This window comes from Alteromonas sp. McT4-15, from assembly GCF_020515205.1.
Lineage (GTDB): Bacteria > Pseudomonadota > Gammaproteobacteria > Enterobacterales > Alteromonadaceae > Alteromonas.
The window spans coordinates 1-13,228 of record NZ_JAJALG010000007.1; the positions used below are offsets into that span (position 1 = coordinate 1).

General features: G+C 43.4%; 12 protein-coding genes. 9 read left to right on the forward strand and 3 right to left on the reverse strand.

The genetic code is table 11. The features are described 5' to 3' along the window. Nucleotides 1–119: 119 nt before the first annotated feature. Both LHL20_RS07350 and LHL20_RS07355 read right to left on the reverse strand, forming a co-directional pair. A complete protein-coding gene (locus LHL20_RS07350; RefSeq protein WP_226432834.1) occupies nt 120–1,688 on the reverse strand; it encodes an AMP-binding protein in 1,569 nt (522 codons plus the stop codon). Nucleotides 1,689–1,809: 121 nt separating this feature from the next. After that, nucleotides 1,810–2,259: a hypothetical protein gene (locus LHL20_RS07355; RefSeq protein WP_226432835.1), complete on the reverse strand. Its 450-nt coding sequence runs from the start codon at nt 2,257–2,259 to the stop codon at nt 1,810–1,812. Between the two features lie 66 nt (nt 2,260–2,325). On the opposite strand from LHL20_RS07355, the gene LHL20_RS07360 reads away from it, so the two are divergent. The 5 genes from LHL20_RS07360 to LHL20_RS07380 all read left to right on the forward strand — a co-directional run bounded on the left by LHL20_RS07360 (nt 2,326) and on the right by LHL20_RS07380 (nt 8,669). Continuing rightward, nucleotides 2,326–3,510: a PQQ-dependent sugar dehydrogenase gene (locus tag LHL20_RS07360; RefSeq protein WP_226432836.1), complete on the forward strand. Its 1,185-nt coding sequence runs from the start codon at nt 2,326–2,328 to the stop codon at nt 3,508–3,510. Between the two features lie 386 nt (nt 3,511–3,896). Next, nucleotides 3,897–6,707, forward strand: coding sequence for a bifunctional aconitate hydratase 2/2-methylisocitrate dehydratase (locus LHL20_RS07365; RefSeq protein WP_226432837.1), 2,811 nt, complete (start codon nt 3,897–3,899; stop codon nt 6,705–6,707). Nucleotides 6,708–6,877: 170 nt separating this feature from the next. Next, nucleotides 6,878–7,057, forward strand: coding sequence for a hypothetical protein (locus tag LHL20_RS07370; protein WP_226432838.1), 180 nt, complete (start codon nt 6,878–6,880; stop codon nt 7,055–7,057). A 95-nt stretch (nt 7,058–7,152) separates the two neighbouring features. Beyond that, nucleotides 7,153–7,362, forward strand: a complete 210-nt coding sequence (locus tag LHL20_RS07375; protein WP_226432943.1) for a response regulator — start codon at nt 7,153–7,155, stop codon at nt 7,360–7,362. A gap of 128 nt (nt 7,363–7,490) precedes the next feature. Beyond that, complete coding sequence (locus LHL20_RS07380) at nt 7,491–8,669, forward strand: alpha/beta hydrolase-fold protein (protein ID WP_202263597.1); 1,179 nt, start codon at nt 7,491–7,493, stop codon at nt 8,667–8,669. Nucleotides 8,670–8,678: 9 nt separating this feature from the next. On the opposite strand, the gene LHL20_RS07385 is transcribed toward LHL20_RS07380, so the two are convergent. Continuing rightward, nucleotides 8,679–9,089, reverse strand: a complete 411-nt coding sequence (locus LHL20_RS07385) for a hypothetical protein (protein ID WP_202263600.1) — start codon at nt 9,087–9,089, stop codon at nt 8,679–8,681. A 241-nt stretch (nt 9,090–9,330) separates the two neighbouring features. On the opposite strand from LHL20_RS07385, the gene LHL20_RS07390 reads away from it, so the two are divergent. From LHL20_RS07390 to lysC, 4 genes are all read left to right on the forward strand, one after another. Continuing rightward, entirely contained in the window at nt 9,331–9,924 is a 594-nt protein-coding gene (locus tag LHL20_RS07390) for a hypothetical protein (RefSeq protein WP_202263602.1), read from the forward strand. Nucleotides 9,925–10,296: 372 nt separating this feature from the next. Then, nucleotides 10,297–11,157, forward strand: coding sequence for a DNA ligase (locus LHL20_RS07395; RefSeq protein ID WP_226432839.1), 861 nt, complete (start codon nt 10,297–10,299; stop codon nt 11,155–11,157). A gap of 150 nt (nt 11,158–11,307) precedes the next feature. Beyond that, on the forward strand, nt 11,308–11,748 hold the full coding sequence (locus LHL20_RS07400) for a DUF192 domain-containing protein (RefSeq protein WP_226432840.1): 441 nt from the start codon (nt 11,308–11,310) through the stop codon (nt 11,746–11,748). 59 nt (nt 11,749–11,807) lie between these two features. Continuing rightward, nucleotides 11,808–13,157 (forward strand): lysine-sensitive aspartokinase 3, encoded by a 1,350-nt coding sequence (lysC, locus tag LHL20_RS07405; RefSeq protein WP_226432841.1) that lies wholly within the window; start codon nt 11,808–11,810, stop codon nt 13,155–13,157. Nucleotides 13,158–13,228: the final 71 nt, after the last annotated feature.

Here is a 13,228-nt window from a genome sequence, read left to right on the forward strand (position 1 = left end):
CGAGAGGATAGGTTATATCCACGATGTGTTAAACCCAAACCAAGTAAGTACCCCGCCAAAAAGAAAAATGCCAGTCAGCTTAACTGACTGGCATTAGCCATTCGGCTGCTTTTATTAGACTATGCTGAGCGCAATTCTCGGCGCAAAATTTTGCCGACAGTGGATTTTGGTAGCTCATCTAATATTGTGATAGATTTTGGTACTTTGTAATTGGTTAGATGTGTCTTACAAAATGCGATAATGTCATCATGATTTACAGTCTGGCTGACTGTGATGAAAGCACACACTCGCTCACCGGTTTTGTCATCGGGTTTACCGACAACTGCAGCTTCCATTACATCTGGATGAGACGTTAAAATATCTTCAATTTCATTTGGATAGACATTAAACCCAGACACAATAATCATATCTTTTAAGCGGTCAACAATCTTGATTGCACCCGATTCGGTTCGTATACCAATATCACCTGTTTTGAAGAACCCATCTTCTGTCATTACTTTAGCGGTTTCATCATCACGCTGCCAATAGCCCATCATTACCTGTGGGCCACGCACTGCAATTTGTCCTGATTCACCATCGGCAACCGGTTTGTCGTAAGTGTCTAGTAATGCCACTTCAGTATCTAAAAGCTCATGGCCTACAGTACCAATCTCTTCTTTACCTGGAATATTGAACGACACTACCGGCGCAGTCTCTGACAAACCATAGCCTTCAGTAATCATATTGCCTGTCACATCTTTCCAGATTGAAACAGCTGCTTGAGTTAAGGCTGTACCACCAGACATAGTCAGATGGAGCCTTGAAAAATCGAGTTTGGCAAACTCTGGATGACGACCAAGGCCGACGAACAGAGTATTGATACCCATAAAGGCGGAGATACGATGTGGTTTGAGCGTCTGGATAAAACCGTCTATATCCCGAGGGTTGGGGATTAAAATAATTTGGCTGCCTTTTGCAAAAAGTGCCATCATGCCAACAGTGAACGCGTATATATGATAAAGCGGCAAAGGGCACACAAGTACTTCCTCGCCATCCTTAAAACCATCGCCTATGCGTTCAAGCATTTGAATGCAGTTGCTCAACACATTATTGTGACTAAGCGCTGCGCCCTTCGAGACACCGGTTGTTCCGCCAGTGTACTGTAGCATTGCAAGGTCGCCCAAACTGGTATTCTCGCGCTCAAAACTCGGTGCATCTGCGCCAATTTGAATTGCTGCTGTCATTGATATTGTGCCAGCAATATCGGGTGCTGTTTTAGCATCGAGCAGCTCTGTAGCTGATGTTGTAATAACAGTGGTAATGTTGGTGTCGGCTTTAATGTTATCAAACTTAGGGAGCAGGTCGCTCAAAATAACCAAGGCTTGGGCGTTGCTATCAGTAAACTGATGCTTCATCTCACGTTCGGTGTAGAGTGGATTTGTATTAACCACAACCAATCCAGCACGCAGTGCCGCATAAACCGCAATAGGATTTTGAATAAGGTTAGGCAGTTGAATGGCAACTTTTGTTCCCGCTTTAAGCTTAGCTTTATGCACAAAATAGCGGGCGAGGGCACCGGATTTCTCGTCTATCTCTTTAAATGTTAACGTTTGGCCCAGTGCTGTGTACGCAGGTTTGTCTGCAAATTTCTCTAAAACGCTTTCGATATAATCGGCTAAACAAGAGACATTATCGGGATACGCTATCATTGTGCAATTTTCCTAAACATTGATTGATATCGTATAACATTAGCAAAGTTAACTTTCTATTTACATGCTTGTTACCTTATAGATTGTCATAATAAATTTTAATGGTACGTTCGCTATCTTATTATTTCAGTTTGCCGAAAAGTGCACCGCCAACAAACCCAGAAGCACATTGCGCAAATATGCCCATTGTGGTTCTTGCGCCAGCAATTAAGGTTACATCTAAGATAGGTTGCATAGCTGCTAACATCACCATGAACGCAGCTGCGCCAGAAAGAGCAAATACCAGTATTGAGAGCGAGGTTGCTGTTGGTTGTCTTAAAAATACAAACCGAGCGAAGATGAACGCAATAAGAAGTGCAGCAGCAATAATGACGCCGTAAGTAGGTAATAATCCAGTGATATCTTGAAAGATCATCGAAAACGCAGACGCCGTGTTGATATCAATATCAATTGCTATCAGCCCATAAAGGACAAAACAGGAATGAAAAACACTGGCGAGTAAAAATGCGACCAACCAAGCTGATAAGAAAGGCAGTATGAGTTTAATAAAGCGATTTGTGAGGCTCGGCATATTTTTACCTAAACATGGTGCGTTGTTTTTGGTATACCATAAATATCGCATTAATGAGTACACCTAATGAAACTGAGTTTTCTAACAGCGGGCTTAGCCATAACAATGGGATGCCTGCATCTATCACCCCATACAACTGCACAGGCTTTCGCTCAGACTAGCGCCATCAACGAATTAGAAAATACAGAAGGTGTAATTCATTCGTACTCCCTAGAAGAATATGCATCTGAACTCCATTTTCCTAAATCGATGGCAATATTGCCCAATGACACCCTGCTTATTGCCGAGCGAGATGGATTTGTCACCGTTATTACTGCAGACAAAAGTCGCTCACGCTTCTCGTTGGCGCTGCCTGAGCTTTATACACAGGGGCAGGGTGGGTTACTCGATTTACTTGTTATCGACAGCGAAACATCTAGCGGTAACAGCGCAAATGACGTCAGCGTGTTGGTGTCTTACTCTAAAGGTTCTGATGACAGCAATAGGCTTGCCGTTGTCAAAACAACCTTGTCGCTAGAACAAGGCTTTGGCGATATCCACAACGTCTATGAAGTGAATGAATCGAAAGATACGCCAGTACATTACGGTGGCAAATTACTAGCACTACAAAGCGGTGGTTTTCTCGTTACAACGGGCGATGGTTTTGACTATCGAGAAAAGGCGCAGGTACAGAATTCTCATCTAGGGAAGGTGATAGGATTTACTATTGATGGCGCGCCTTTACCAAACGCACCGTTTAAAAACTCACCCTACATTTACACCTTAGGTCACAGAAACCCGCAAGGGTTGGTGTATGGCGCTGATGGTGAAATCTACCAACATGAGCATGGTCCGGATGGTGGAGACGAGCTTAATCGTATTGAGCTTGGCATGAACTATGGTTGGCCTGTAGTCACATTAGGTAAAGATTATTCAGGGGCAAACATCTCACCTTTTACCCATTATAAAGGCATGCAGGACCCACTCGTAAATTGGACGCCATCTATAGCACCTTCATCGATGACACTTTACTCGCAGACGGCGTTCCCCACACTTCAAAACACCTTACTTGTAACCTCGCTAAAAGCAAAGCAGTTATTTGCCATCATCACGCAGACCGATAAGTTTGAGGTGCACCCGGTACTCAATTCCCATAGTGCAAGTAACTCGCTTTATGAAAGATTACGCGATGTCGTTGTTGATAGTGAGGGCAATATCCTAGTATTAACTGACGGGGAAAATAGCAAAGTAATGCGAATATCTCCTCGATAAAGCGCCTAAAGAACACTATTGTTGTGTGTTATTTGAACTGGTAGTACCATAAGTGTGAAAAATGTCTGTCATAAGTGCAACACTATCATTTATTCAGATAGTGGGTGTGTATGGCACGCAATGTAAATGGTGTGGGCCTTAATTTTTATTGCAAGTTAATGAAATGAAAGCGTTATTTTTTTATTTGATTCCGCGCTTAACGGCGTGAGTAGAGGTTGAGAGGGTACAAAGTCAATAAAAACTGACAGTGAAAAGTACTCATTCCATTTCACTTCAAACATTACGTGCAGCGAGAAAATCAGTTAAAATATAGCCCACTTTTATATGCGTATAGCTAAGACCGACTTAACACTACGCCCAAGTAAAACTAAGACTGAGAGAACACTATGAGTTTGTATTCAGAATATCTGGCAGAGATCGAGACCCGTAAAACGGAACTAGGTCTTAACCCTAAGCCAATCGACAGTGCAGACCTGCTGTCTGAAATTATTGCTCAAATCAAAGATACAACGAACGAGCACCGCGAAGACTCTCTAAAATTCTTTATCTATAACACCTTGCCAGGTACAACACCTGCTGCAGGTGTTAAAGCGCAATTCCTTAAGGAAATTGTACTTGGCGAAGAAAAAGTAGAAGAAATTACTCCTGAATTTGCACTAGAGCTACTTTCACACATGAAAGGTGGCCCGTCTGTAGAAGTGCTTATCGACTTAGCGCTTTCTGATGACGAAGCGGTTGCTAAGCCAGCAGCAGAAGTACTTAAAACGCAAGTTTATCTGTACGAAGCGGATACAGAACGTCTTGAAACTGCGTTTAAAGCAGGCAACACCATTGCGAAAGACGTTTTAGAAAGCTATGCGAAAGCAGAGTTTTTCACTAAGCTTCCTGAAGTACCAGAGAAAATTGAAGTAGTAACCTATATTGCTGCTGAAGGTGACATTTCAACCGACCTTCTTTCTCCAGGTAACCAAGCGCACTCTCGTGCAGACCGCGAACTTCATGGCCAGTGCATGATTTCTCCTGAAGCGCAGCAAGAAATTGTTGAGCTAGGTAAAAAACACCCTAACGCAAAAGTTATGCTTATTGCTGAAAAAGGCACAATGGGTGTAGGTTCATCACGTATGTCTGGTGTGAACAACGTTGCACTATGGGCTGGTGAACCAACAAGTCCTTATATTCCATTTGTAAACAAAGCGCCAATTGTTGCAGGTACTAACGGTATTGCTCCAATTTTCCTTACTACAGTTGACGTAACCGGTGGTATTGGTCTTGATCTTAAAAACTGGGTTAAGAAAACCGACGAAAACGGCGAAATTGTTCGCGATGCAAATGGCGACCCAGTCCTAGAAGAAGCATACTCTGTAGCAACAGGTACTGTGCTTACAATCGATACTAAAGCGAAGAAGCTTTACAACGGAACAGAAGAGCTAGCTGACGTATCTGCTTCATTTACTCCGCAAAAAATGGAGTTCATGAAAGCGGGTGGCTCTTACGCTGTGGTATTTGGTAAGCAGCTTCAGTCTTTCGCAGCGCGTACATTAGGTGTTAAAGCACCAGCCGTTTACGCACCTTCAAAAGAAGTATCACACGAAGGTCAAGGCCTTACTGCTGTTGAGAAAATCTTTAACCGCAATGCGGTTGGCGTAAGCTCAGATGCACCGCTTCACGCAGGTTCTGACGTTCGTGTTAAGGTAAACATTGTAGGTTCTCAGGACACTACAGGCCCAATGACCTGCCAAGAGCTAGAGTCAATGGCGGCATCAACAATATCTCCACTTGTTGACGGTGCTTACCAGTCTGGTTGTCACACTGCATCAGTATGGGACAAGAAAGCACAGGCTAACATTCCAAAGCTTATGTCTTTTATGAACAACTTTGGCGTAATCACAGCGCGTGACCCTAAAGGTGTTTACCACTCAATGACTGACGTTATCCACAAAGTGCTTAACGACATCACGGTAGACGACCGTGCAATCATTATTGGTGGCGACTCGCATACACGTATGTCTAAAGGTGTCGCGTTCGGTGCTGACTCAGGTACAGTTGCTCTAGCACTTGCCACAGGTGAAGCGGCAATGCCAATTCCAGAGTCTGTGAAAGTGACCTTTAAAGGCAGCATGAAAGAACACATGGACTTCCGTGATGTGGTTCACGCTACTCAAGCACAAATGCTTAAGCAGTTCTCTGGCGAAAACGTGTTCCAAGGCCGTGTTATCGAAGTACAAATCGGTACTCTACTGGCTGACCAAGCGTTTACGTTTACCGACTGGTCTGCGGAAATGAAAGCGAAAGCGTCAATCTGTATCTCTAACGATGAGACTATGATTGCGTCACTTGAGCTTGCTAAGAGCCGTATCCAAATTATGATCGACAAGGGCATGGACAACGAAGCTAAGATGCTTCAAGGCCTACTTGACCTTGCTGACAAGCGTATTGCTGAAATCAAGTCTGGTGAAGAGCCAGCGCTTGCTCCAGATGACAACGCTAAGTACTACGCAGAAGTGGTTATCGACCTTGATCAAATCGATGAGCCAATGATCGCTGACCCAGACGTAAACAACGAAGATGTGTCTAAGCGTTATACGCACGACGTTATTCGTCCGGTTTCTTACTACGATGGTAAGCCTGTAGACCTTGGTTTCGTTGGTTCTTGTATGGTACACAAAGGTGACATGCAAATTATTGCGCAAATGCTACGTAACCTAGAGAAGCTTAACGGCTCTGTAGAGTTCAAAGCACCTCTTGTTGTTGCACCACCGACATACAACATTGTTGACGAGTTAAAAGCAGAAGGCGATTGGGAAATCCTTCAGAAGTACGCTGGCTTTGAATTCGATGATGCTAAGCCTAAAGAAGCGGCCCGTACTAAGTACGACAACATTCTTTACCTAGAGCGTCCTGGATGTAACCTATGTATGGGTAACCAAGAAAAAGCGGAGCCGGGCGATACTGTTATTGCTACGTCTACTCGCTTGTTCCAAGGCCGTGTTGTAGCTGACTCTGCTGAGAAGAAAGGTGAATCACTACTAGGTTCTACACCACTGGTAGTACTTTCAACCGTACTTGGCCGTTTCCCAACAACTGAAGAGTACAAGCAAGCAGTTGCAGGAATTGACCTAACTAAGTTTGCGCCTCCTTCAGAAGATTTGGCGGTTAAGCCTAAGTTTGAAGCGGATGTGGCGGTTAAGCGCGTATAAGCACTTAGCAACATAACCAAATATTGAAAGCCCCAGCCTCGGTTGGGGCTTTTTTGTTGTGATTGACGAAATAGCGTTTAGCACTACACTTGAAAGTACTATAACGATGAGCATGTTTTAGTATCGTGTTTACATCGCAATTTCATTCGTCGACTAAGGAAAGGTAACAAATGAAAAAACTTATTGGCTCTGCTGTTTTACTCTTATCGCTGATGTGGGGTGGTGGCTGCAGTACCACTAGCATGGCTCAGACTGATAACTGTATCGAGCAAATCGAGAAAGATGAAACGAACAGTGCAGAAGTGGCAAATACGCGATTGCACATTGTCTTGATAAATCTTACCAAGTAAGACGCGCCGAGCGCTCTACTGCAGGGGCACTGTTTGGAGATCTTATGGTGGCGATATTACAAAGAGCATTTTCTAATTAGTTATTTCTCAACATTCTGCGCAATCACAGTATTTCTACACCAATTATTGCCTTTACTGCTGCGGTGGTAAAAGATGAGTTGGAAAAGGCGTTAGCGGCGGGGATGAATGACTACCTCACTAAACCCATCGATAAAGATGCCTTACATGTAATTTTAGCGAAGTATCTGAACTCAAAAACATTTTCTACAAATACTGATGTTGAAAAGGCATTCAATACCGCGTAGGTTAGCGTATATTGCCATGTTATCTTCACTGATAACGCGTCTACTATTTTTCACCTAATATATAATGCTGACCTTAAAAAGCGAATAAAGGTTCGTATATCGTAGGTGTACTTTAAAAGGATTTAAATTTGAAATCTCTTCTAAGCCTTACCCTCGTTGTTGTGCTGTCATTTTTAAGCACCGGTGGTGCTTTCTCACAAGAAATTAGTGCCGCAGAACGCTACCAGTACGTAACGGAGCAGCTTCATTCAAAGGTGTTGAATGAGTCGCGAAGCGTTGTAGTTCAACTCCCCAAAAGTTACCACGATAGCCAAGATAAGAAATATCCTGTCATATACAGATTAGATGGCGCAGGTAATTTGACAACTATGAATGCAGTGCTTGAGTCTCTTCAGTCTCAAAATGCTGCCCCTGAAGTTATAGTGGTCGCCATTGAAAATACCGACCGATTACGTGACTTTTATCCAACGGTCAATCAAGACCCAAACGGCCCTGTTGGTTATGGCGGGGGCGGTGCTAAATTTCTTTCATTTATCACCGAAGAGTTGATGCCATTAGTTGAAAATAAGTATCGCGTTCATGATTTTAGGGTAATTGAAGGCGCATCTGCTGGAGGGGTTTTTGCGCTTTATGCCTTAAGAGAAAAACCACACTTGTTTAAGGCTGCATTGGCTTACAGTGCAGCAGTATGGTGGGCCAACGGTGCATCGGCTAAAAATATGGTGGCGTTTCTTAAATCGCAACCACAGTTAGATCATTATATTTACACGTCTATCGGTAATGAAGGTGCACCAATGCGCCCCTATTACGACGACATGATTGCAGGCATAAAAGCAAATCAGCCTCAAGGTATGAGGTGGGTAAATGAAACCTACCCAGGGGTATCACATAACTTGATTACCGCAGCATCCACGTTTAGTGCGTATCATCAATTGTTTTTATCCGCGTATCTTCGTGCCCACCAATACGATGGCAATATTTCGAGTATTTCAGACTATTACACGAGAGTATCTGCTCAGCGCGGTGAGAATCTTACGGCGCCTGAATGGGTTATAAGAGAGCTTGGTTATTATTACGTAGGCATGCAAAATTACGAGAAAGCGATAGCCCTGTTTGAGTACGATATCGCGCAATACCCAAATACACCCGATGCCTATAATGGTTTGGCCTATGGCTTTGAGCAAATGGGGGAGTATCGCAAAGCGCTGACTAACGTAAATAAAGCGCTTAAACTGGCAGATGAAAGTCATGATGGCTATCAGGTTTATCTAAATCGACAAAAACGTCTTCTTGCTCAACTCCAATAACAGCGGATGTTAATTCGTTTTCTTATACCAAATTGAATTCCGATTGTGTGAGTAGTAATACATGATGACTTGTGCCGGTAGTGTTAGAAGTAGCGCGCCCCAGGTGAGCATTACCGGCCCCTGAAAGAGGCTAACTGCGTTTATTGATAAATAGGCAGTAAACGCAACGGCTAAGCAATCAACGACAACGAGAGTAAATAGTAATACACGCCAAAAATAACGCTTCAGAATAGGGGCGCGCAATGAATAACTGACAACGCATACAGACATTAGACATGCGAAAGCAAGTGGCCCATATTGACTGATAATTCCGCCCTCATCATTGGTTGCCTTTTGCACCATCCTTGCAACACCTACTCCTAGAAGTACAACTGCATAAATTGCATAGTGAAATCTAATTCGTACGTCATTACCTGCCATTGTTATCTCAAATTCGTTTATTACCTTTGGGAAATTTATTGTGACTTGTAAAGAGTGAAGCGAGAGTGAATTTATTCAACGACTGCAATGGTTGGTATTTAACAAGTAATCATTTAAAAAAACGTTGTGTCTACTTGATGAACAAGTTGCGTTCAACTATTGTTGAATTACACGGTTTGCTCACAGACGATTTATTGTCTCTGCAAACCTTCAATAACGTCAACGTACATAAGGAAATGCTATGACTCGTGTTTTACTTGCCTCTTCTTTTTTAGCAGTGGCGGCGGCTTCTGCCGTAGCCAGCCCAGCGACAGCGGCCAATGCAACCTATATTCTTCAGGTATCAAGCAACTTAGGGTGCGAAAGCTTGAATGTTGAACTCCTGCCATCTTCAGGCGAGAGTGTATCCCACCTAACATTTTCTGATGGTGCATTTGCCGCTGTCGATGTACAGCCCGGAATTTATACTTTTGGCAAAGTAACCTGTTCAAAAGACGGTGAAACCAGTGTTTTGAATGTCCTTGAAGGCCAGCTTTCTCCATTAAATTTAACCGAAGAGAAGATTTACTTTGGTGGAAAACTCGTCTTTAAGCAAAGCTCAGCATTAGCATTCAACGACGCACCCGATGTTTTAGATAATTGCCCTCGCCAGATTAGTCGGGTTCGAGGTGCGCCGAATAATTCTTGTCGCGACGGAAACGGCGTTGATACAGGCCCGAAAAAAATTAAAAAGGTAGATGTTTTTGCTCCAACTATTCACGAGCAAGAAATTACTAGAGTTAGAAACTCACTTCAAAGAGCAGAGTCCGAGGTAGCATATTTGCCACTTCGGTAGTGATATTTTGCTGGAATTTAGTTAAACGACGTTGCTGTTTACCCAACAATTAATACCTGTTGGTGAGAGCAAGGTATACATCGTAGCCCAAGCAGGTTCATTGAATCGACTTAATGGATTTGCTTGGTCAGCTAATTTTCAGAAAATATCATTTATCGTAGTTCCTATTTGTTTTCTTAGTGAAAGCAACATAAGCCATTGCTGTCCCAATGCTATGGCGGAATTTTACTTGCCCATTTCAATAGCAGCCCACAGTTAGCACTATTTGTGTACTTTGGGTTTCTAAAAACCATGCCAAAGACCAGTTTTAACCTATTCGCTGCACTGTACACTTGACCCTGACATAACGCGTTATATCAAGGGAGACAAGTGATGAACAGGGCCGGGTACTCAGCGTATGTTTTTTCAATGCTCGTAGCTTCACCGTTACATGCTGCAGCGGACATAACGCCACTTCAACTAGCAACACCTTACGATATTGAACAGGACATTATCACCATAGAAAATTACTGGGTTAGTGAAAAGCTTGATGGTATCCGCGCAAGGTGGACGGGAAGTCAACTGTTGACCCGCAGTGGAACACTTATTCATACACCGCATTGGTTTACAAAGGATTGGCCAAATGTAGCATTAGATGGCGAATTGTGGATTGAGCGAGGGCAGTTTGAGAAGACTACTTCTGTGGTGCTTAGCTATACACCGGATACCCGCTGGCACCATGTTGCTTTTATGGCTTTTGACCTTCCCCAATCTGATCTTCCTTTTGAATCTCGCTTAAAGGTGCTGCGCCGCCTTATAGACGACGCGAAAAATGTCTCATTGTCACTGGTTGAACAGTACAACTTAACGTCACTGCATGAGCTAGAAAAAACGCTAGATAAAGTGCTGTCTCACAGTGGTGAAGGGTTAATGCTTCATCACAAAAACGCGCTCTATTTCAACGGTAGAAGTGAATACCTTTTAAAACTCAAAAAGTTTGATGATGACGAGGCTAAAGTGATTAGCCATGTGAAAGGCAAAGGGAAATATACTGATGTATTAGGCGCCTTATTGGTGCAAACCAGAGAAGGCGTTATCTTTAAATTAGGTAGCGGCTTTAGTGACAAAGAAAGAGAAAACCCTCCGCCAGTCAATAGTTGGGTAACGTTTAAGTACGCAGGTAAAACCCGTAATGGCAAACCCCGCTTTGCAAGTTTCCTTCGGCAAAGGCCAAATGCAGACATATCTCACTAACTTCGACAAAATGCCTAGCTTTAAGCAAGCAGAAGAAGAGGCCAAGGCACGTATTATCCCAACATTGAATGTTGCATAAAATAGTGTATAAACTACAAAGCCGGTGGCCCTATAGGCGACCGGCTTTTTTATGGCGAAAAGGAATGTCTAATGGGAAAATCTTTCTTTATTGTTGCCGCACTTGTATTAACCTTAGGGTGTGCTCAAGCGCAAGTTGACGCAGAATCAACAGTGGTATTTGACAAGGCAACACTCACAGTCGGTGAGGAAACCTTGAATGTTGAATACGCCAAAACGTTCGAGCAGCGAGCGCGCGGTTTGATGTTTCGCAAGTCGCTTTGTGAAGACTGTGGCATGTTTTTCAAGTTCGAATCACCACGGTTTGCGGGAATGTGGATGAAGAACACCTTCATTCCTCTAGACGTAGCATTTATCGACAGAAATGGCGTAATCACGGATATAAAACCTCTCACTCCACATAGCTTGGAGTCGGTCGGATCATCGAAAGAGGTACTTTACGCATTGGAAATGAACCAAGGGTGGTTTGCCGAGAATGAGATTAAAGTCGGCGACCAAATAACGATTGACTAATTGCGAGTTAACGCGCGATTGTGCTGGCTTAAAGCTAGCTTATTCTGGAGTTAAATATAGTGACAAATGCCTTATCGATAGCTAAGTTCGGTGGAACTAGCGTTGCGAATTATGAAGTAATGCAAAATTGTGCCCGAATTGTTGCCGGTAATGATAAAACGCGAATTGTAGTGGTAAGTGCCGCAGCAGGTGTAACCAACCACCTCGTCAGTCTTGCGCATACACCAATGACGCAACAACAAATTGAGGAAACGTGCCAAGCAATCATCGATATTGAGTTAGCTATCCTCAATAAATTGAGTGACAAAGAGAGCATTGAGCCTAAGCTCAATGACTTGCTTGATGAAATGCGTAGCCTCGCGTTTCACGAAGAAATCTTACATCGTGATGACTTAAAAGATCAGCTATTGTCGATGGGCGAGAGAATGTCGTCGCTAATGTTTTCATCGGTACTTGCCGAAGAGGGCGTCAAAACTATGAATTTTGACGTGCGTAAAGTACTGCGCACTGACAGTGAATTTGGCGAAGGCGCCCCACAAATTGAAGAAATTGAAAAGCTTGCTAAACAGCTGCTTGCACCTGAATTAGAAAGTGCCATTGTAGTTACACAAGGATTTGTTGGCGCTGATGAAGAAGGCAGAACAACCACATTAGGGCGCGGTGGTTCAGACTTTACCGCGGCACTGTTGGCTGAAGCACTTGATGCTGAGTCTTGTGAAATTTGGACAGACGTAATAGGTGTGTATACCACCGATCCGAGAATTACCTCTGCTGCACGTCCATTACCTGAGTTAAGCTTTGAAGAAGCCGCAGAAATGGCTACGTTTGGTGCAAAAGTACTACACCCCGCTACTATGGAGCCTGCGCTTCGCAAAGATATTAAAGTTTTCGTTGGTTCGAGCAAAGAGGCTGAAAAGGGCGGCACATGGATTGTTCGCGACTGTGAGCATGAACCCGCTTATCGCGCAATCACCCGTCGCAAAGAGCAGGTAATGGTGACGGTTAAAACGCCAAAAATGATGTATGCACAGGGTTTCTTGCAGCAGGTGTTTGCGATTATCGCAAAGCACAAATTGAGCGTAGACTTGGTAACCACTTCTGAAATATCGGTGTCGTTCACGCTAGATAACCCGGCTAATTCAGTTGCACAGCGGTTGAATAAAGAGACTATCGCAGAGCTTGAAACAATATGTGATGTGAAAGTTGAAAAGGGGTATGACTTAGTTACTGTCGTAGGTAATAACATGCAAACGGCTGCTGGTGTATCGAGTAAAATCTTATCTGCGGTGTCTGATTTCAATTTGCGTATGATTTGCTTTGGCGCAAACCCGCATAACCTGTCATTTCTGGTTAACGAAACAGATAGTGAAGACGTTGTAAGAAAGTTGCATAAAGCGCTTTTTGAATAGACCTACTTTATTGTTTTATTGAAAACGGCCAACCAATGTTGGCCGTTTTTTTATGCTTTGTAGCGTGCTCT